Below are 18,271 nucleotides of genomic sequence, written 5' to 3' on the forward strand. Positions count from 1 at the left end.
GTTCGATTGATCAGACCCGGCCTTCGCCCTATCCTCGGCGTTGCGACAACGCCTTCCGATCGTCGTCGCCGGCAGGAGATTACCGCATGCCCATGAACGCGCACGACATCGAGGCGATGATCAAGGACGCCATTCCGGACGCGACGGTCACGATCCGCGACCTTGCGGGCGACGGTGACCATTACGCTGCCGAGGTCGTGGCGGAATCGTTTCGCGGCAAGTCGCGCGTCCAGCAGCACCAGATGGTCTACAGGGCGCTGCAGGGAAACATGGGCGGCGTCCTCCATGCTCTTGCGCTGCAGACGAGCCCTCCGAAGTAGCGACCGTCGCAGGTGACCTTTAAAGCGCGACCTGGACATCGTATGTGATCGGGAACGCACCATTGCCCGTCCATCGGCGGGCTCGACATCACGGGATTTGGCCATGGCCGGCATCATCGACTGGATCGACAACGAGGTGAAGACGAACGACGTGATCGTCTTCATGAAGGGCACGCCGGACTTCCCGCAGTGCGGCTTTTCCGGTCAGGTCGTCCAGATCCTCAACTACCTCGGCGTGCCCTACAAGGGCGTCAATGTCCTGAGCTCCGACGAGCTTCGCAACGGTATCAAGGAATACGGCGGCTGGCCGACCATTCCGCAGGTCTACGTAAAGGGCGAGTTCGTCGGCGGCTGCGACATTCTCCGCGAGATGTTCCAGGCGGGCGAATTGCAGGATTTCATGGGCGACAAAGGCATTGCCCTGAACGCCCCGGCAACGGCGTCGTGACCGCCAACTTCTGACTGTGACAGGGCCCGCTCACCCGAGCGGGCCTTTTTCGTTTGCGGACCTGCCGCAGCGTTCGTCAGTCGACCTTGCTTTTTGTACCGGTCGGCTTAGAACGAACGCGACCAACGAAAGACCGGACCTCATGTCGAGCGCGCCTAAGACCGTGCGCGGGATCCCCTATTGGGAACTCGTGACCCTGATCGCCTGCATCATGGCGCTGAACGCGGCGGCCATCGACATCTTCATTCCGGCGCTCACCAACATCACGCAGACGCTGGAACTCGCGAACCCGAACCACGCGCAGTTCGTCATCACATCCTATGTGATGGGCTTCGGCATCTCGCAGATCTTCTACGGCACGCTGTCGGATCGCTTCGGGCGACGGCCGGTCCTGCTCTTCGGGCTGTGCGTCTACGTCCTCGCGTCGGTCACCGCGATCTTCTCGACGAGTTTCGCGATGCTGCTGGCGCTGCGTGCGATCCAGGGCATCGGCGCGGCCGCAACGCGCGTCATCGCGGTGTCGGTGGTGCGCGACTGCTTCGGCGGCGCGCGCATGGCAAGCGTCATGTCTCTCGTGATGATGATTTTCATGGCGATCCCGGTGATCGCGCCGAACCTCGGCCAGCTCGTCCTCTTTGTGGGGGACTGGCATGAGATCTTCATCGCGGTCGCGGCGTTCGGCGCGTTCGTGACGCTCTGGACCTACTTCCGCCTGCCCGAGACGCAGCATCCCGAGGACCGCTTGCCGTTGACAATCGCGCGCGTCGGGCAGGCGTTCCGGGTCGTCGTAACCAACCGCACGGCCTTCGCCTACACGCTCTCCACCGCGCTGACCTTCGGCGTCCTCTTCGCCTTCATCAACCAGGCGGAACAGATCTACGTCTCGATCTACGGCATGGGTCCCGAGTTCACGCTCTACTTCTCGGCCGGCGCAATCTTCATGGCCTTCGCGTCGTTCTGGAACTCGCGCCTCGTCGAGCGGTTCGGCATGCGGCATCTGTCACACGGCGCGATGTGCGTGTTCCTGGCGCTGAACGTCCTGCACCTCGTGATCGCGCTTCTGAACGGCGGCGTGCCGCCCTTCTCCGTCTATCTGCCGATGACGATCCTCTCGCTCTGCATGTTCGGCTTCATCGGCACGAACTTCAACGCGCTGGCGATGGATCCTCTCGGCCACGTGGCCGGCACGGCCTCGTCCGTACTCGGTTTCATGCAGACCTTCGGCGGCGGCGTGCTCGGCGGGATCGTCGGCTATATGTACGACGGAACGCTGATCCCGCTTTTGATCGGCTACGTCGTCCTGTCGCTCGGAGCCTTCGGCTGCGCGCTGATCGCGGAGAACGGAAAGCTCTTCAACGAGCGGCCGAGCCCGCGTGATGGCGGCCCGCGGGTCGTGGAGCCGGCGGCGGCCGAGTAGGCCGCCGCCAAACGGTTCAGGCGGTGATCTCGGGGCCGACGAGCTCGCGCACCGCCTTCCAGGTCGCCGCGTCCGGGGCGGTCAGAAGGCCACCGTCGACGTCGGTCGGCAGGTAGGGCGAGCCGTCGAGTTTGCGCACGTAGCCGCCGGCTTCCTCGATCAGCAGCGACCCGGCGAGGTGATCCCACGGCATGAGCTTCAGATAGAACTGGAAGTGGACGTGGCCGGACGCCGCGAGGCGGTACTCGTGGGCGGCCGTGCGGTAGTTCGCGAAGACCCGGATCTCGGCCATGCGCTGCAGGAGCTGGCGGCGCTCTTCTCGCGGCAGGAAGCTCGATGAGGCCACGCCGAACAGTTCCTCGACCGGAGCGGGTGCTGCGACCTGCAGGCGCTGGCGCTCACCGTTCGGGCGAACGAGGAACGATCCGGCACCGCGCTCGGCGATCATGAAGTCGTCGCCGAGCGGATCGTAGATGATACCGCCGATCGTCTGGCCCTTCGAGACGACCGCAGCCATGACGCCGAACAGCGGCACGCCCATCGCGAAATTGGCCGTGCCGTCGATCGGGTCGACGATGATGGACAAGTCCGCGTCGCCGATCTTCCGCAGGAGCGCCGGATCGGCCGCGACGCTCTCCTCCCCCACGAACAGCGCGTCGGGAAAGGCGCCGCTACAGGCCGCCTTGATGAAGCGCTCGGCGCTCTCGTCGGCTTCTGTCACGAGGTCGATCGCGGACGTCTTCTCGCGGATGTCCCCCTCGTCCAGGCGCCGGAAGCGCGGCATGACTTCCGCCTTGGCGGCGTCGCGCAGGATGGTGGCGAGCGTGTCGATGTCGAAGGTCACGGTGTCTCGTCCGTTCGGGGCTGGAGGTTGGCGAAGTCGAAGAGCGTGGAGTCGAGGAGATGGCTCGGACGCACGTTGGCGAGCGCCCGGCCGATCGTCTCGCGGCGGCCGGGAAAGCGCGCTTCCATGTCCGACAGGAACGCCTTCATAGCGTTGCGCTGCAGCCCGTCCTGGCTGCCGCAGAGGTCGCAGGGAATGATGGGAAAGCGCATGGCGCTCGCGAAGCGGGCGAGGTCGTCTTCGGCCGAGCGGATCAGGGGGCGCAGGACGAGGAGGTCTCCCTCGTCGTTCAGAAGTTTGGCCGGCATGGCGGAGAGCTTGCCGCCATGGAACATGTTGAGGAAGAAGGTCTCGAGACTATCGTCGCGATGATGCCCGAGCACCAGCGCCTCGCAGCCTTCCTCCCGCGCGATGCGATATAGGTTGCCCCTGCGCAGGCGCGAGCAGAGCGAACAGTAGGTCCCGCCCGTCGGCACCTTTTCCTTCACGATCGAGTAGGTGTCGCGATACTCGATGCGATGAGCGATGCCGTTTGCGGTGAGCCAGTCCGGCAGGACGTGCTTCGGAAAATTCGGCTGGCCCTGGTCGAGGTTGCAGGCGAGAAGCTCGACCGGCAGGAGGCCCCGCCATTTCAGGTCGAGCAGCAGGGCGAGGAGCGAATAGGAGTCCTTGCCGCCAGAGATCGCGACCAGCCAGCGTGCGCCGGGCCGCGCCATGGCATGGGCCTCGATCGTCTCGCGCATGTCGCGCAGCAGGCGCTTGCGCAGCTTCTTGAAGGAGACCGCGTCGGGCGTATTCCGAAACAGCGGATGCGCACCACCGGTGTCGGCTTCGTCAGCCGTCTCGTTGTTGGGCTGGTTCGGAACGTCGTCCAGCATCGGGCCATGTCCTCGCTTCGAGCCTCGATTAACAAGGGCGGCCCCAAAACAAAAGGCCGCCCGGAGGCGGCCTTCGCATTCGATAGCTTTCGACGAACCGATCAGCGCGAGTAGAACTCGACGACCAGGTTCGGCTCCATCACGACCGGGTACGGCACATCGCCGAGGCCCGGAACGCGCTGGAAGGTCGCGACCATCTTGGAGTGATCCGCCTCGATGTAGTCCGGCACGTCGCGCTCGGCGAGCTGGGTCGCCTCGATAAGGACGGTCAGCTGCTTCGACTTCTGGCGAACCTCGATCACGTCGCCGGCCTTGCAGCGGTACGAACCGATGTTGGTGCGCACGCCGTTGACGTTGACGTGGCCGTGGTTGACGAACTGGCGGGCGGCCCAGATCGTCGGCACGAACTTCGCGCGGTAGACGATCGCGTCGAGGCGCGACTCGAGCAGGCCGACCAGATTCTCCGAGGTGTCGCCACGACGACGGGCGGCTTCCTCGTAGGTCTTGCGGAACTGCTTCTCGGAGATGTCGCCGTAGTAGCCCTTGAGCTTCTGCTTCGCACGGAGCTGCGTGCCGAAGTCGGACATCTTGCCCTTGCGGCGCTGGCCGTGCTGGCCCGGGCCGTACTGGCGGCGGTTCACCGGGGACTTCGGACGTCCCCAGATGTTCTCGCCCATGCGGCGATCGATTTTGTACTTGGAAGACTCGCGCTTTGACATCGCATTTCCCAAAGGATGAGGCGCACGGACCATCCGCAACGCCAGGAAACGCGCCCTCCTTTGTCCTGCCTTTTAGGGCGGGACCGACAGGACTACCGAACGAAGCGCACGGTGAGTCCACGGGACACGTAAAAATGAAACCGGCGGACCTTTCGATCCGCCGATGCGCAGTCCCTATTGGCCGGGCGAAGATAAGTCAAGCCGTGACGGTCACCTGCGGGCGATCACCCAGATCGCGTGCACGATACCCGGAATGTAGCCGAGAAGGGTCAGGATGATGTTGATCCAGAAGTGCTTGCCGAGGCCGACCTCCATGAAGACGCCGAGCGGCGGTAGCAGGATGGCGAAGATGATCTTGATGAGGTCCATGGATCGGTCCGTTGGTTTCGCGTCCGCCTAACGAACGATGATGCGCTGCAACCGTTCCGTTCGCGAGCCTCCCGCGTTCGATACGAAGATCACATTCACGCGCGCTAGACGGAGATACTCGATGCGGATCGCTCACCTCCTCGCCATCGCTACGTTGGCCTTTCCGACCGCTGCTGCCGCCGATCCGGGTTTTCTCGAACGGTTCGACGGATCGTTCCGAGGAACCGGAAGCGTCCAGCGGGAGCAAGATACCTCGCCGCGTCGCGTCACCTGCCGGGTGGAGGGATCACAGGTCTCGGAAAACCGGCTGCGGATCGCTGGGACCTGCCGGGCCGCCGTTATCGTGCGTCGCGAGATCGGCGCCGACATCCGCTTCGATCCGGCCAGCGGACGCTTCGCCGGATCCTACACGGGATCGACGAAGGGCATCTCCCGCCTGACCAACGGTCGCCTGCAAGGCGACACGCTAACGTTCACCCTGACCTATCCGGTGACCGTTCACGGCGACCGGACCGCGACGATGACCATCCGAAACACCGGCGGCGGCACGTTCTCGCTGGTGGTCACCGACGATGTCGACGGGACACCCCGCCGGACCTCCGACATCACGCTTCGCCGCGGCTGATACGCTCAGGCCGCGAGCCCGAAGCCCCGGATCAGCGAGCGCGTCGCCGCGTCCGGCAGGCCTTGGGTAAAGAAGGCCCGGTCGGGACCGGTCGGAACGTTGCCCGACGGTGCGGGAAGAAGCGACAGGGCACGACGTGCGATCGCCTCGGCCGGATCGAGCCAGTCCACCGGCCATGGCGCCGTCTTGCGCATGCGGTTGGCGAGGAACGGATAATGCGTGCAGGCGAGCACCACGATGTCGGTGCGCCGACCAGCGCGCTCCACGAAGCACGGCGCGATCTCGGCCGCGACAGCCTCCTCCTCGACGAAGCCGTGCCGCATGTAGGTTTCCGCCAGCGCGGCAAGCCGTACGCTGCCGACGAGATTGACCTCGCACTTCGTGGCCCATTGCGTGATGAGATCGCGCGTGTACTGGCGCTCCACGGTACCGGGCGTCGCCAGGACCGAGACGAGCCCGGACTGCGTGCGTTCGGCCGCCGGCTTGATCGCCGGCACGGTGCCGACGAACTGCATGTGCGGGAAGGCCGCCCGAAGGTCGCCCAGCACCAGCGTCGAGGCCGTGTTGCAGGGGATCATGCAAAGCGCCGGGTCGTGCTCGGCGAGAAGATCGCCGAACAGGCCGACGATACGGGACCGCAGGGCCTCCTCTTCCCAGTCGCCGTAGGGAAAGGCCGCGTCGTCGGCGACGTAGATGAAGCGACGCTCGGGCATCAGGACGCGCGCCTCGCGCAGCACCGTCAGCCCGCCGATCCCGGAATCGAAGAGAAGGACCGGCTTGTCGTTCACGGCTGATCCTTCTCGATTCGGTATTCGAAAGCGCGCAGCACGCCGCGCAGCATCCGCACCTCGGCATCCGAGAACCCGGCCCGCGTCAGCATGATCCGCAGATTGTGGACCATCGATTCCCGCTTCTCCGGCGGGAAGAAGAAGTTTGTCGTGTCGAGCGCGCCCTCCAGATGGTCGAAGAGGCGGTAGAGGTCTTCCTTGGCGGCGGGCACGACATTGGGCGCCTGAAAGCGCGGCGCGGCACCCTCGCCGAGACCGGACTTCATCCACTCGTAGCTCATCAGAAGTACAGCCTGCGCGATGTTCAGCGAGGCGAAGGCCGGGTTGACCGGGAAGGTCACGATCTCGTCGGCAAGATCGACCTCCTCGTTGGAGAGACCGAAGCGCTCGCGCCCGAAGAGGATACCCGCGCCCTGCCCGGCCGTGATCCGCGCGCGCAGTTCGCCGCCGGCCTCCTCCGGCCCGCGAACCGGCTTGATCGAGTAGCGCGGACGGGCGGTGGTGGCGAGGAGGTAGGCGAGGTCGGCCGCGGCGGCCTCGACGGTATCGAACAGCTGCACCGCGTCAATCACGTGGTCGGCGCGCGAGGCGCTCGCCCTCGCTTTCTCGTTCGGCCAACCGTCGCGCGGGTTGACGAGGCGCAGATCGTCCAGGCCGAAATTGGCCATCGCGCGCGCCACCATGCCGATGTTCTCGCCGAGCTGGGGTTCGACGAGGATGATCGCCGGTCCGCCGGTCCGGTTCTCGTCGCTTCTGTTGGTGCCGGCCAAGTGCGCCCGTCCTCGCTGATCCGTGTTGGCCGGCACGATTATCCGAACGAAGCGGGCGGCGCAAAGGCCGGCGCGGCTTTGCGCGGCAGGGGGGCGATGCTATAGGCCCGAGCACCGTGCCGGGGGCGCACCAGCCCCCATCGTTCGAAAGCGCCCGTCCCCTCCGGCCGGGCGCGTCGTAAGGGGAAGACAGCGATGGCGAAGATCAAGGTCCAGAATCCGGTCGTGGAGCTCGACGGCGACGAGATGACCCGGATCATCTGGCAGTACATCAAGGACAAGCTGATCCACCCCTACCTCGACATCGACCTCGAGTACTACGACCTGTCGGTCGAGAACCGCGATGCGACCGGCGACCAGGTGACGATTGACTCCGCCAACGCGATCAAGAAGCACGGCGTCGGCGTGAAGTGCGCCACGATCACCCCCGACGAGCAGCGCGTCGAGGAGTTCAAGCTGAAGAAGATGTGGAAGTCGCCCAACGGCACGATCCGCAACATCCTTGGCGGCGTGATCTTCCGCGAGCCGATCATCATGAAGAACGTGCCGCGCCTCGTGCCGGGCTGGACGCAGCCGATCATCGTCGGCCGCCACGCCTTCGGCGACCAGTACCGCGCGACCGACTTCAAGTTCCCCGGCAAGGGCACGCTGTCGATCAAGTTCGTCGGCGAGGACGGCCAGACGATCGAGCACGAGGTCTATCAGGCACCCTCTGCCGGCGTCGCGATGGCAATGTACAACCTCGACGATTCCATCCGCGAGTTCGCCCGCGCCTCGTTCAACTACGGCCTGCTGCGCGGCTACCCCGTGTACCTTTCGACCAAGAACACGATCCTCAAGGCCTATGACGGCCGCTTCAAGGACATCTTCCAGGAGGTCTTCGACGCCGAGTTCAAGGCTGAGTTCGAAAGCCGCAAGCTGACCTACGAGCACCGCCTCATCGACGACATGGTCGCCTCCGCGCTGAAGTGGTCGGGCGGCTACGTCTGGGCGTGCAAGAACTACGACGGAGACGTCCAGTCCGACATCGTGGCGCAGGGCTTCGGCTCGCTCGGCCTGATGACCTCGGTGCTGATGACGCCGGACGGCAAGACGGTCGAGGCGGAAGCCGCGCACGGCACGGTGACGCGCCACTACCGCCAGCACCAGAAGGGTCAGGAGACGTCGACCAATTCGATCGCTTCGATCTTCGCCTGGACGCGCGGCCTCGCGCATCGCGCCAAGCTCGACGACAACGCCGAGTTGAAGCGCTTCGCCGACACGCTGGAGAAGGTCTGCATCGACACGGTCGAGGCCGGCCACATGACCAAGGATCTCGCTCTCCTCATCGGTCCGGATCAGCCTTGGCTCTCGACCACCGGCTTTCTCGACAAGATCGACGAGAACCTGCGCAAGGCGATGGCCTGAGCGGCCGAATGACTTTCTGAATGGAGCCGGCGCGTCTAACGCGCTGGCTTTTTTCATGCGCCAGCGAGCGGTCTACGGCCTCGCTTAGACGAATCTCTTGAAGATCGGTTTCTGTCGGCAATCCAGAAGACCATCAGACTGCCCCGCTTAGCGAAAAAATCGACCTTAGAAAACGGGGCGAACCTCCGGCAAAAATCGGGCGGTCTGGCAGATGATTGACGGTGGACCTTCCCAACCTCCCTGAGGATGAGGACATCGCTTTCACGCGCCCGCGCCGACGTCGTGACCAAACTGTGACAAAAACTCGAAGAAGCAAACTCCGCTCCCATCGAACGCGATAAAATCGCGGAACCGCATTCGAAATGCTGTCGTTAGGCGTGCATCCATCATCAAGGAGTGCATCAAATGCATCGCATGATTCTCGCCGCCACCAGCGTTCTCCTTCTCTCCGGCGCCGCCGTTCAGGCCCAGCAGGCCGCCGTCGAGGTGAACGAGAACGTCATGCTCACGCCTTGGAACAAGTCGGTCGACGCTGTCGAAGGCGCCAAGGTGCTGAAGAGCGGTGACGGCGTCGAGCTTGGCGAAGTCGAGGCGGTTCTGGGCACGGATGCCAACACCCCTGTTGCCCTTGTGGTCGACTTCAAGGGCACGACCACCGGCTTCACCGGCTCCAAGGTAATCCCGATCGACCGCTTCTCACCGGACGGCAACCGTCTGACGCTGACGACCTCGGCCGCCGAGATCGCTTCGTTCCCGAGCTACAACGGCTGACGAAAATGAAAAGGGCGCCGAGAGGCGCCCTTTTTGTTCGAGATGTTGGCCGGCGGGTCGCCGGTCAGGCTGCAAGCCTGGCTTCAATGGCCGCGATCGCCTCGTCGGCCTTGTCCGCATCCGGACCTCCGGCCTGCGCCATGTCAGGACGGCCGCCGCCGCCCTTGCCTCCCATCGCCTCCGAAGCGGCACGGACCAGATCGACTGCGCTGACGCGCTCGGTGAGATCGGCCGTGACACCGACGACGACGCTCGCCTTGCCGTCCGTGACGCTCACGAAGGCGACGACGCCGGAGCCGAGGGCGGCCTTCGCATCGTCCACCATCCCCTTCAGGTCCTTTGCGGCGATACCGTCCAGCACGCGTCCAATGAACGAGATGCCGCCGATGTCCTTCGGGGCGGACGACGACGACGAACCGTCGCCGGCCAGCGCCAGCTTCTTCTTCGCCTCGGTCAGTTCGCGCTCCAGGCGCCGACGCTCCTCGACCAGCAAGTCGATGCGATCTGCGATCTCGGCTGGGCCAACCTTCAGCGAGGCGGCGATCCGGCGGACGCGCGCATCCTGCTCCAGGAAGTAATCTCGCGCCGCCGCGCCAGTCAGCGCTTCGACGCGGCGCACGCCGGCGCCCACCGCGCTCTCGGAGACGACATGGACGAGGCCGATGTCGCCCGTCGCCCGTGCATGGGTGCCGCCGCAGAGCTCGATCGAGTAGGCCGCCTTCGTGCTGCCGTCCTTGGCCCCACCCATGGACACGACGCGGACCTCGTCGCCGTACTTCTCGCCGAACAGCGCCATCGCGCCCAGCGCGATCGCGTCGTCGACCGCCATCAGCCGTGTCTCGACCGGCGTGTTCTCACGGATCACGTCGTTGGCGAGCGCCTCGATACGAGCGAGTTCGTCCGCTTCGACGGGCTTGGGATGCGAGAAGTCGAATCGAAGGCGGTCGGGCGAGACCATCGAGCCCTTCTGTGCGACGTGCGTGCCGAGCACTTCGCGCAGGCCTTCGTGCAGCAGATGAGTCGCCGAATGATTGGCGCGGATACGGGTGCGGCGCTCGTGATCGACGACGAGCCCCAGCGGTGCACCGACCTTCAGCGTGCCCTCGACGACCTTGCCGCGATGGATGAAGAGGCCGTCGGCCACCTTCTGGGTGTCGGTCACCGCGAAGCGAACGCCCTCGCCCTTCATAAAGCCGGTGTCGCCGACCTGACCGCCGGACTCGGCGTAGAACGGCGTCTGATTGAGGACGACCGCAACCTCCTCGCCTGCCGCAGCGCTCTCGACTTCCTTGCCGCCTTGCACGATCGCGCGGACCTGGGCTTCGGCGGTCTCGGTGTCGTAGCCAAGGAACTCGGTGGCGCCCTCGCGCTCGCGGATCGAGAACCAGATCGTTTCCGCCGCGGCTTCGCCGGAGCCGGCCCAGCTGGCCCGCGCCTCGGCCTTCTGGCGCTGCATGGCGGAGTTGAAGGCGTCGAGATCGACGCCGACGCCGCGAGCGCGCAGCGCGTCCTGCGTCAGGTCGAGCGGGAAGCCATAGGTGTCGTAGAGCTTGAAGGCCGTCTCGCCGTCGAGCATGTCGCCCTGGCCCAGCGAGCCCGACGCGTCGTTCAGCAGCGACAGGCCGCGGTCGAGGGTGACGAGGAAACGCTTCTCCTCGAGCTTCAGCGTCTCGGAGATGAGGGCCTCGGCGCGGGTGAGTTCCGGATAGGCGCGGCCCATCTCGGCCACCAATGTCGGCAGGACCTTGTAGATCACCGGCTCGCGCGCGCCGAGCAGCTTCGCGTGGCGCATGGCGCGGCGCATGATGCGACGCAGGACATAGCCGCGACCCTCGTTCGACGGCAACACGCCGTCGGCGATCAGGAAGGCCGTGGCGCGCAGATGGTCGGCAATGACGCGATGCGAGGCGAGCGCATCGCCTTCGGCGCGCGACCCGATGGCTTCCTCGACCGCTGCGATCAGTCGACGGAAGAGGTCGGTCTCGTAGTTCGAGGTGACGCCCTGGAGGATCGCGGCCATGCGCTCGAGGCCCATGCCGGTGTCGATCGACGGCCTCGGCAGGTTCAGGCGCTCGCCCGGCGAGACCTGCTCGAACTGCATGAAGACGAGGTTCCAGAACTCGAGGAAGCGGTCGCCGTCCTCCTCCGCCGAGCCCGGCGGTCCGCCCCAGACGCTCTCGCCCTGGTCGTAGAAGATTTCCGAGCAGGGGCCGCAGGGCCCGGTCTCGCCCATGGTCCAGAAGTTGTCGGAGGTCGGAATGCGGATGATGCGATCATCGGAGAAGCCGGCGATCGACTTCCACAGCTTCGCCGCCTCGTCGTCCTCGGAATAGACGGTGACGAGGAGGCGCGACTTGTCGAGCGCGAACTCCTTGGTGACGAGATTCCAGGCGAGGCTGATCGCCTCCTCCTTGAAATAGTCGCCGAAGGAGAAGTTGCCGAGCATCTCGAAGAAGGTGTGGTGCCGGGCGGTGTAGCCGACATTGTCGAGATCGTTGTGCTTGCCGCCAGCCCGCACGACCTTCTGGGCGGTCGTGGCGCGCGTGTACGGGCGCTTCTCGAGACCCGTGAAGACGTTCTTGAACTGCACCATGCCGGCGTTCGTGAACATCAGGGTCGGATCGTTGCGAGGGACCAGCGGCGAGGACGCGACCGGTTCGTGCCCGTTCTTCGCGAAGTACTGGAGGAACGTCGACCGGATCTCGTTCACGCCGCTCATGGAAAACCTTCAAGGCTTGGATAGGATCGCGGCGCAGGAACGCCGCAGCGCCAGCCTTTTAGCGAGGGGCCGAAACCCTGTCCATGCTCGCGCGCGACGGCCTACGGGCAACGCGCAAGCGACGCCGAGTTCCGGCAATCTGCTGACGATCAGAGACGGAACACGAGTTCCATCCGGTCGGCAGGAAAGCGCGAGCGCATCGCCTGCACCGGGCGATCCTCGGCATCGACGTCGACGGCGCTGGAGACGAGGACGATGCTGTCGGGGGGCAGGTCAAGATGCTCGGCATCCACCGGATGCACGCGCTCGGCCGTGATTCGGGTCTCAAGCCGACGGTAGTCCGGCAATCCGTGCCGCCTGAGAGCCTCGGTGATCGATCCGGTCTCGGCATAGTCGCGCACGATGTTGGGAAAGCGATCCGCCGGGAAATACCCGGTCGAGACCGAGAGCGGCAGGCCGCTGGCGACGGACAGCGTGTCGAGCCGGGCCAGCGCCGCGCCGAGCGGGCAGTTCAGCAAGGCGGCCAGCGCCTGATCCGCGCGCACCGTTTCGGATCGGATCAGACGTCCGGCAGGCCGCTGACCCTGCGCCGTGACGTTCTCGGAGAAGCGCGTTCGCAGGCCGACCGGGTAGGCAAGACGCGGAGCAGATGCGTTGACGAAGGTGCCGCGCCCCCGCTCCGACCGAAGAAGCCCTTCGGCCGCCAGCGACTGGATGGCCCGACGAACAGTGTGCCGGTTGACCGCATACCGCTCGGCAAGTTCCGTTTCGGGTGGAAGTTGATTGGAGACCGAACCGTCGGCGATGCTGGCGCGAATGCGGTCCGCCACGCGTCGCCAGCGCGTCACCCCCTCGTCCGCATCGTTCATTCCGTCGGGCTCCGTTTGACCGCGCGCCGCCGTCATAGAGGTGTCACCATCGAGGCGCTATACCTTCCCCGTTCAGATCGGTAGTCTAGACAAATAGACAACTGGAAGCGGGTCGTACTTGATGCCTCAAACCGCCACCCCCTCGCACATGCGAACTGAGGATGCCCGCAAGCGCGCCATAAACGCGCTGGCGCTCGCACCGCGAAGCTTCCTGAAGGATCGCTTTGCTGGTTTCGCGAAGGAGGTGCCGCCGGCCCTGCCTGTTCGCGGGCCGGAGGTCGGCCTCGTCATGCTGCGCGGACGCGCCGGCGGCGGTGGTGCGGCATTCAATCTCGGAGAGGCCAGCGTCTGCCGCGCCACGGTGCGGCTCGCGACCGGCGAGGTTGGGCACGCGATGATCCTCGGGCGTGATACCGAGACTGCCCGCATTGCCGCTCACCTCGACGCCCTCTGGCAGACCGATGCCTGGCGCGACCGGATCGAGACCGAGATCGTGACACCGGCGCTCGCCGCCGATGCCGAGGCGCTGGAGCGCCGCGCCGAGGAGACGGAAGCCACCCGCGTCGATTTCTTCACCGTCGCCCGAGGCGAGGATTGATCGTCATGTCCGCTGCGCTTTCCACAACCGCCGTCTCCGGCGGCTTCAACGATCCGGTCCTCGGATCGCAGGCTGCGTTCCGACGGATCATGGGCGCCTTCGCGGAGCCCGGCACGACGATCGACCTCGGCGGCTTCGTTTCCGCGCCGAGCCCCCTGTCGCCCGCGATCGCGACGCTTCTGGCGACGCTCGCCGACGCGGACGCGCCCGTCTTCCTCGAAACCGACGACGCTGCCGAAACTTTGGCGTGGATCGCCTTCCAGACCGGCGCGGCCGTGCTGGCCGATCCGGCCGATGCCGCGTTCGCGGTTCTGTCGCCAATGTCGGATCCCAAGCGGTGGGAGCGCTATCCGCTCGGCACCGACGTCTATCCCGACCGCTCCGCGACCCTGATCCTGCCGGTCGAGGCGCTAGAAGGCGGAGCGTCACTGACTTTGTCCGGCCCCGGCATCGAGACGACGCGCCGCATCGCCCCACTCGGCCTGCCCGCCGGCTTTATCGCCGCCCGCGCGGCCAATCGCGCACTGTTCCCCCGGGGGCACGACCTCGTTCTGGCTGCCGGCGCGCACTGCCTCGTGCTCCCGCGCACGACCTGCGTCGAGGAGGCTTGAGATGTACGTAGCCGTCAAAGGCGGTGAAGCCGCCATCCAGAAGGCGCACCGGCTGCTCGCCGACCGTCGCCGCGGAGACCGGAGCGTGCCGGCCCTGACGATCGAGCAGATCGCGTCGCAGCTTGCGCTCGGTGTCGACCGCGTAATGGCGGAAGGCTCGCTCTACGATCCCGACCTCGCGGCGCTAGCCATCCGCCAATCCCGGGGCGACCTCATCGAGGCGATCTTCCTCCTGCGGGCGTTCCGGACAACTCTTTCCCGCTTCCGCGCCGCCGAGCCGCTCGACACCGGCGCGATGCGGCTGGAGCGACGCATTTCGGCGACCTACAAGGACCTTCCCGGCGGCCAGCTTCTCGGTCCGACCTTCGACTACACCCACCGTCTGCTCGACCCGGCGATGGCGCGCGACGAAGACGTCGCGGAGCCGGAGCGCCGCGCCGCACCGACCGCCGTCGCGCCCCGCGTGACCGATCTCCTCGGCGCGGAAGGCCTGATGGAGGACGATGGCGAACCCGGCGGCGAGCCCGGCGACATCACGCGCGATCCGCTCGATTTTCCGGCCGGACGCGACCTGCGGCTGCAGGCGCTGGCGCGCGGCGACGAGGGTTTCCTCCTGGCGCTCGGGTATTCGACGCAGCGCGGCTACGGGCGCACCCATCCCTTCGTCGGCGAAATCCGAATCGGGCTGGTGGAAGTCGAGGTCGAGCTCCCCGAACTCGGCTTCGCCATCACCATCGGGCGCGTTCGCGTCACGGAATGTCAGATGGTGGCACAGTTCACCGGTGGTCCCGACGAGCCTGCCCGCTTCTCGCGCGGCTACGGCCTCGTGTTCGGGCAGTCGGAGCGAAAGGCGATGGCGATGAGCCTCGTCGACCGCGCGCTGCGCGCGGACGAGTACGGCGAGGAGCGGCGCAGCCCGGCGCAGGACGAGGAGTTCGTGCTCGAGCACTGCGACAACGTCGCCGCGACCGGCTTCGTCGAGCACCTCAAGCTGCCCCACTACGTCGATTTCCAGGCCGAACTCGACCTCGTGCGTCAGCTCAACGCCGAGCGCGACGCCCGTCAGGAGGCAGCCGAATGAGCACCGAGCTTCCCGAAATCAACTTCGCCTATCTCGACGAGGCGACCAAGCGCATGATCCGGCGCGCGCTCCTCAAGGGGATCGCGATCCCCGGCTATCAGGTTCCTTTCGCCAGTCGCGAGATGCCGATGCCCTACGGCTGGGGGACGGGCGGCGTGCAGGTCACCGCAGCGGTGATCGGTCCGGACGACGTTCTGAAGGTCATCGACCAGGGCGCCGACGATACGACCAACGCGGTGTCGATCCGGGCATTCTTCCAGTCCGTCGCGCGCGTCGCCACGACGACGAAGACGGCGCAAGCCACGATCATCCAGACCCGCCACCGCATCCCCGAGGTGCCGCTCCGGGCCGGACAGATCCTCGTCTATCAGGTGCCGATCCCCGAGCCCCTGCGCTTCCTCGAACCGCGCGAGACCGAAACACGGACGATGCACGCGCTCGAGGAATACGGGCTGATGCACGTCAAGCTCTACGAGGACATCGCGCGGCACGGCCATATTGCGACCACCTACGCCTATCCGGTGAAGATCGAGGGTCGCTACGTCATGGACCCCTCGCCGATCCCGAAGTTCGACAATCCGAAGATGAACCGCTCGCCGGCACTCCAGCTCTTCGGGGCGGGCCGCGAGAAGCGCATCTACGCGCTGCCTCCCTACACCGAGGTCGTCAGCCTCGACTTCGAGGACCATCCGTTCCGCGTCCAGAGTTTCCGCACGCCGTGCGCCCTGTGCGGCTCGACCGGCGTCTATCTCGATGAGGTCCTCACCGACGACCGGGGCGGACGCATGTTCGTCTGCTCTGACACCGATCACTGCGAGACGCAGCGCGAAGCCGGCGAAACCGGTCTCGCGCTCGGGGAGGCCGCGGAATGACCATGGAAACACCTCTCCTCCAGGTCCGCGACCTTGAAAAGCGCTACGGATCGCGCGTCGGCTGCATCGGCGTCTCGTTCGATCTCTGGCCCGGCGAAGTGCTCGCCATCGTCGGCGAGTCCGGCTCCGGCAAGACCACTCTCCTGTCGTGCATCTCCGCGCGCCTCGAGCCGACCGCCGGCAGCGTCTCCTATGCCATGCGGGACGGTGTGACCCGCAACCTCGCGACCCTCACCGAAGCCGAACGGCGGCTCCTGATGCGGACCGACTGGGGCTTCGTACACCAGAACCCCGCTGACGGGCTGCGCATGCGTGTCTCCGCCGGGGCGAATGTCGGCGAGCGATTGATGGCGGTCGGCCAGCGTCACTATGGGACGTTGCGCGAGACGGCGCAGGATTGGCTCGGACGCGTCGAGATCGCCGGAAGCCGCATCGACGATCGGCCGACCGAGTTTTCCGGGGGCATGCGCCAGCGTCTTCAGATCGCCCGCAACCTCGTCACGCACCCGCGCCTAGTCTTCATGGACGAGCCGACTGGCGGGCTGGACGTGTCGGTTCAGGCGCGCGTGCTCGATCTCTTGCGCGGCCTCGTCGCCGACCTTGGCCTGTCCGTCATCATCGTGACTCACGACCTCGCCGTGGCGCGGCTCCTGTCGCAGCGGATGATTGTGATGAAGGAAGGCCGCGTCGTCGAGGAAGGCCTGACCGACCGGGTGCTGGACGATCCGCACCACCCGTATACCCAGCTTCTCGTCGCCTCGATCCCGGAGTCCTGACCGTGACCGCTCCGCTCCTGTCCGTCGAGGGCGTCGCCAAGTCCTTCACCATGCACCTGCTCGGCGGGCTGACGCTGCCCGTCGTCGAGAACGTCCGGTTCGAGCTCCATCCCGGCGAATGCGTCGTGCTGGGCGGTCCGTCGGGCGTCGGCAAGAGCTCGATCCTGCGCATGATCTACGGCAACTACGCGGTGGATCGCGGATCGATCCTCGTCCGCGACGCGGTCGATGGGCAGATGCGAGATCTCGGCGCCGGGGACCCGCGTACCGTGCTGCGCCTTCGCGAGCGCTCGATCGGCTATGTCAGCCAGTTCCTGCGCGCGGTGCCTCGCGCGTCCGCTCTTGAGGTCGTGGCAGACCCCTTGGTTCGGCTCGGCGTGCCGCGCGAGGCCGCGAGCCAGCGTGCGGCCGCCATGCTGCGCCGATTAAATCTGCCCGACGCACTCTTCGACCTGCCGCCCGCGACCTTCTCCGGCGGCGAGAAGCAGCGCGTGAATATCGCCCGCGGTTTCCTGACCGATCACCCGATCCTGCTTCTCGACGAACCGACCGCGTCGCTCGACGCCGCCAACCGTGATGTCGTGGTGGCGATGATCCGCGAAAAGCTCGCCGACGGTGTCGCCATCCTCGGCATCTTCCACGACGAGCCCGTGCGCGCGGCCGTCGCCACCCGCATCCTCGACGTCTCAGCTTTTTCAGCCCGGAAGGCCGCGTGATGCCCAAGCTCAGCGAGCGGACGCCGTATATCCATCCGACGGCCGAGACCGAGACCACCTCCTTCGGCCGATACACCGAGGTCGAGGCGCGGTCCGTCCTGACCGAGACGGTCCTCGGCGACTATTCCTACGTCATGCAGGACTGCCGGATCTTCGCCGCCCGCATCGGCAAGTTCGTCAACATCGCGGCCTCGGTGCGCATCAATGCGACGAACCACCCGGTCTGGCGCGCCACGCTGCACCACTTCACCTACCGCGCCGGCGACTATTTCGAAGGCGCCGAGGACGAGGCGGACTTCTTCGAGGCCCGGCGCGAGAACACCGTGAATATCGGTCACGACGTCTGGATCGGCCATGGCGTGACCGTGCTGCCGGGCATCACGATCGGCAACGGCGCAGTGGTGGGCTCCGGCGCCGTAGTGACGCGTGACGTCGCGCCGTACACGATCGTCGGCGGCGTGCCGTCCCGTCCGATCCGAGACCGGTTCGGTCCCGGCGTCGGCGAGCGGATGGACGCGCTCGGCTGGTGGGACTGGCCGCACGACACGCTGCATGCGGCGCTCGAAGACTTCCGCACCCTCGACGCGAGTGCCTTTCTCGACCGCTACGAAGGCGTCACGGAACCTTCATCGGCCCGTCACGCGAACCGCATCGCTTCCTGACACTGTCCGCG

The 18,271-nt window shown here is 66.2% G+C and carries 21 protein-coding genes; 13 read left to right on the forward strand and 8 right to left on the reverse strand.

Annotated elements, in window-relative coordinates; translation table 11 throughout:
- Window positions 1–86: 86 nt before the first annotated feature.
- The 3 genes from BM175_RS03920 to BM175_RS03930 all read left to right on the forward strand — a co-directional run bounded on the left by BM175_RS03920 (window position 87) and on the right by BM175_RS03930 (window position 2,185).
- A complete protein-coding gene (locus BM175_RS03920) occupies window positions 87–320 on the forward strand; it encodes a BolA/IbaG family iron-sulfur metabolism protein (RefSeq protein ID WP_090959585.1) in 234 nt (77 codons plus the stop codon).
- A gap of 103 nt (window positions 321–423) precedes the next feature.
- Complete coding sequence (gene grxD / locus BM175_RS03925) at window positions 424–768, forward strand: Grx4 family monothiol glutaredoxin (protein ID WP_090959587.1); 345 nt, start codon at window positions 424–426, stop codon at window positions 766–768.
- A 61-nt stretch (window positions 769–829) separates the two neighbouring features.
- Window positions 830–2,185 (forward strand): multidrug effflux MFS transporter, encoded by a 1,356-nt coding sequence (locus BM175_RS03930; protein WP_281411761.1) that lies wholly within the window; start codon window positions 830–832, stop codon window positions 2,183–2,185.
- A 16-nt stretch (window positions 2,186–2,201) separates the two neighbouring features.
- On the opposite strand, the gene BM175_RS03935 is transcribed toward BM175_RS03930, so the two are convergent.
- The 4 genes from BM175_RS03935 to BM175_RS03950 form a co-directional block, all read right to left on the reverse strand.
- Window positions 2,202–3,029: an inositol monophosphatase family protein gene (locus BM175_RS03935; protein WP_090959593.1), complete on the reverse strand. Its 828-nt coding sequence runs from the start codon at window positions 3,027–3,029 to the stop codon at window positions 2,202–2,204.
- Window positions 3,026–3,907: a tRNA 2-thiocytidine(32) synthetase TtcA gene (ttcA, locus tag BM175_RS03940; protein ID WP_090959595.1), complete on the reverse strand. Its 882-nt coding sequence runs from the start codon at window positions 3,905–3,907 to the stop codon at window positions 3,026–3,028. Before ttcA ends, BM175_RS03935 begins: the two co-directional genes overlap by 4 nt.
- Window positions 3,908–4,008: 101 nt before the next feature.
- Window positions 4,009–4,626, reverse strand: a complete 618-nt coding sequence (gene rpsD, locus BM175_RS03945) for a 30S ribosomal protein S4 (RefSeq protein ID WP_090959598.1) — start codon at window positions 4,624–4,626, stop codon at window positions 4,009–4,011.
- Window positions 4,627–4,836: 210 nt separating this feature from the next.
- Window positions 4,837–4,995, reverse strand: coding sequence for a YqaE/Pmp3 family membrane protein (locus BM175_RS03950; RefSeq protein ID WP_090959601.1), 159 nt, complete (start codon window positions 4,993–4,995; stop codon window positions 4,837–4,839).
- 121 nt (window positions 4,996–5,116) lie between these two features.
- Here BM175_RS03950 and BM175_RS03955 point away from each other — a divergent pair, with 121 nt between their 5' ends.
- A complete protein-coding gene (locus BM175_RS03955; RefSeq protein ID WP_090959604.1) occupies window positions 5,117–5,620 on the forward strand; it encodes a hypothetical protein in 504 nt (167 codons plus the stop codon).
- Between the two features lie 5 nt (window positions 5,621–5,625).
- Here BM175_RS03955 and murI read toward each other — a convergent pair whose 3' ends face one another.
- Entirely contained in the window at window positions 5,626–6,408 is a 783-nt protein-coding gene (gene murI / locus BM175_RS03960) for a glutamate racemase (protein ID WP_090959606.1), read from the reverse strand.
- Window positions 6,405–7,178, reverse strand: coding sequence for an RNA methyltransferase (locus tag BM175_RS03965; RefSeq protein WP_090959609.1), 774 nt, complete (start codon window positions 7,176–7,178; stop codon window positions 6,405–6,407). Before BM175_RS03965 ends, murI begins: the two co-directional genes overlap by 4 nt.
- A gap of 195 nt (window positions 7,179–7,373) precedes the next feature.
- On the opposite strand from BM175_RS03965, the gene BM175_RS03970 reads away from it, so the two are divergent.
- Together BM175_RS03970 and BM175_RS03975 are read left to right on the forward strand one after the other, a co-directional pair.
- Window positions 7,374–8,585, forward strand: a complete 1,212-nt coding sequence (locus BM175_RS03970) for an NADP-dependent isocitrate dehydrogenase (protein ID WP_090959612.1) — start codon at window positions 7,374–7,376, stop codon at window positions 8,583–8,585.
- A gap of 405 nt (window positions 8,586–8,990) precedes the next feature.
- The gene (locus BM175_RS03975; protein ID WP_090959615.1) at window positions 8,991–9,356 is read left to right on the forward strand and encodes a hypothetical protein; all 366 of its coding nucleotides are present in this window, start codon (window positions 8,991–8,993) and stop codon (window positions 9,354–9,356) included.
- A gap of 64 nt (window positions 9,357–9,420) precedes the next feature.
- On the opposite strand, the gene alaS is transcribed toward BM175_RS03975, so the two are convergent.
- Window positions 9,421–12,075, reverse strand: coding sequence for an alanine--tRNA ligase (gene alaS, locus BM175_RS03980; protein ID WP_090959617.1), 2,655 nt, complete (start codon window positions 12,073–12,075; stop codon window positions 9,421–9,423).
- 149 nt (window positions 12,076–12,224) lie between these two features.
- On the reverse strand, window positions 12,225–12,944 hold the full coding sequence (gene phnF / locus BM175_RS03985; RefSeq protein ID WP_090960186.1) for a phosphonate metabolism transcriptional regulator PhnF: 720 nt from the start codon (window positions 12,942–12,944) through the stop codon (window positions 12,225–12,227).
- A 121-nt stretch (window positions 12,945–13,065) separates the two neighbouring features.
- Here phnF and phnG point away from each other — a divergent pair, with 121 nt between their 5' ends.
- From phnG to BM175_RS04020, 7 genes are read left to right on the forward strand one after another with little or no spacing between them, the layout of a single operon-like run.
- Entirely contained in the window at window positions 13,066–13,542 is a 477-nt protein-coding gene (gene phnG / locus BM175_RS03990; protein WP_090959620.1) for a phosphonate C-P lyase system protein PhnG, read from the forward strand.
- A 5-nt stretch (window positions 13,543–13,547) separates the two neighbouring features.
- Complete coding sequence (gene phnH, locus BM175_RS03995; RefSeq protein WP_090960192.1) at window positions 13,548–14,153, forward strand: phosphonate C-P lyase system protein PhnH; 606 nt, start codon at window positions 13,548–13,550, stop codon at window positions 14,151–14,153.
- Window position 14,154: 1 nt separating this feature from the next.
- Window positions 14,155–15,234, forward strand: a complete 1,080-nt coding sequence (locus BM175_RS04000; protein WP_090959623.1) for a carbon-phosphorus lyase complex subunit — start codon at window positions 14,155–14,157, stop codon at window positions 15,232–15,234.
- Window positions 15,231–16,106 (forward strand): alpha-D-ribose 1-methylphosphonate 5-phosphate C-P-lyase PhnJ, encoded by an 876-nt coding sequence (locus tag BM175_RS04005; protein ID WP_090959626.1) that lies wholly within the window; start codon window positions 15,231–15,233, stop codon window positions 16,104–16,106. Before BM175_RS04000 ends, BM175_RS04005 begins: the two co-directional genes overlap by 4 nt.
- Window positions 16,103–16,882, forward strand: a complete 780-nt coding sequence (phnK, locus tag BM175_RS04010; RefSeq protein ID WP_090959629.1) for a phosphonate C-P lyase system protein PhnK — start codon at window positions 16,103–16,105, stop codon at window positions 16,880–16,882. Before BM175_RS04005 ends, phnK begins: the two co-directional genes overlap by 4 nt.
- A 2-nt stretch (window positions 16,883–16,884) precedes the next feature.
- Window positions 16,885–17,598 (forward strand): phosphonate C-P lyase system protein PhnL, encoded by a 714-nt coding sequence (gene phnL / locus BM175_RS04015; protein ID WP_090959632.1) that lies wholly within the window; start codon window positions 16,885–16,887, stop codon window positions 17,596–17,598.
- Window positions 17,598–18,260, forward strand: coding sequence for an LbetaH domain-containing protein (locus BM175_RS04020; RefSeq protein WP_090959635.1), 663 nt, complete (start codon window positions 17,598–17,600; stop codon window positions 18,258–18,260). Before phnL ends, BM175_RS04020 begins: the two co-directional genes overlap by 1 nt.
- The last annotated feature ends 11 nt before the right edge of the window (window positions 18,261–18,271 follow it).

Source organism: Aureimonas phyllosphaerae, from assembly GCF_900113065.1.
Lineage (GTDB): Bacteria > Pseudomonadota > Alphaproteobacteria > Rhizobiales > Rhizobiaceae > Aureimonas > Aureimonas phyllosphaerae.

Excerpts from the sequence above, each read along its gene's own strand:
- BM175_RS03970 (WP_090959612.1), top strand. The coding sequence starts at position 7,374 with ATGGCGAAGATCAAGGTCCAGAATCCGGTCGTGGAGCTCGACGGCGAC.
- BM175_RS04020 (WP_090959635.1), top strand. The coding sequence starts at position 17,598 with ATGCCCAAGCTCAGCGAGCGGACGCCGTATATCCATCCGACGGCCGAG.
- rpsD (WP_090959598.1), bottom strand. The coding sequence starts at position 4,626 with ATGTCAAAGCGCGAGTCTTCCAAGTACAAAATCGATCGCCGCATGGGC.
- phnF (WP_090960186.1), bottom strand. The coding sequence starts at position 12,944 with ATGAACGATGCGGACGAGGGGGTGACGCGCTGGCGACGCGTGGCGGAC.
- phnK (WP_090959629.1), top strand. The coding sequence starts at position 16,103 with ATGACCATGGAAACACCTCTCCTCCAGGTCCGCGACCTTGAAAAGCGC.
- alaS (WP_090959617.1), bottom strand. The coding sequence starts at position 12,075 with ATGAGCGGCGTGAACGAGATCCGGTCGACGTTCCTCCAGTACTTCGCG.
- BM175_RS03950 (WP_090959601.1), bottom strand. The coding sequence starts at position 4,995 with ATGGACCTCATCAAGATCATCTTCGCCATCCTGCTACCGCCGCTCGGC.
- BM175_RS03975 (WP_090959615.1), top strand. The coding sequence starts at position 8,991 with ATGCATCGCATGATTCTCGCCGCCACCAGCGTTCTCCTTCTCTCCGGC.
- phnG (WP_090959620.1), top strand. The coding sequence starts at position 13,066 with ATGCCTCAAACCGCCACCCCCTCGCACATGCGAACTGAGGATGCCCGC.
- BM175_RS04005 (WP_090959626.1), top strand. The coding sequence starts at position 15,231 with ATGAGCACCGAGCTTCCCGAAATCAACTTCGCCTATCTCGACGAGGCG.
- grxD (WP_090959587.1), top strand. The coding sequence starts at position 424 with ATGGCCGGCATCATCGACTGGATCGACAACGAGGTGAAGACGAACGAC.
- BM175_RS03955 (WP_090959604.1), top strand. The coding sequence starts at position 5,117 with ATGCGGATCGCTCACCTCCTCGCCATCGCTACGTTGGCCTTTCCGACC.
- phnH (WP_090960192.1), top strand. The coding sequence starts at position 13,548 with ATGTCCGCTGCGCTTTCCACAACCGCCGTCTCCGGCGGCTTCAACGAT.
- ttcA (WP_090959595.1), bottom strand. The coding sequence starts at position 3,907 with ATGCTGGACGACGTTCCGAACCAGCCCAACAACGAGACGGCTGACGAA.
- BM175_RS03920 (WP_090959585.1), top strand. The coding sequence starts at position 87 with ATGCCCATGAACGCGCACGACATCGAGGCGATGATCAAGGACGCCATT.
- BM175_RS04000 (WP_090959623.1), top strand. The coding sequence starts at position 14,155 with ATGTACGTAGCCGTCAAAGGCGGTGAAGCCGCCATCCAGAAGGCGCAC.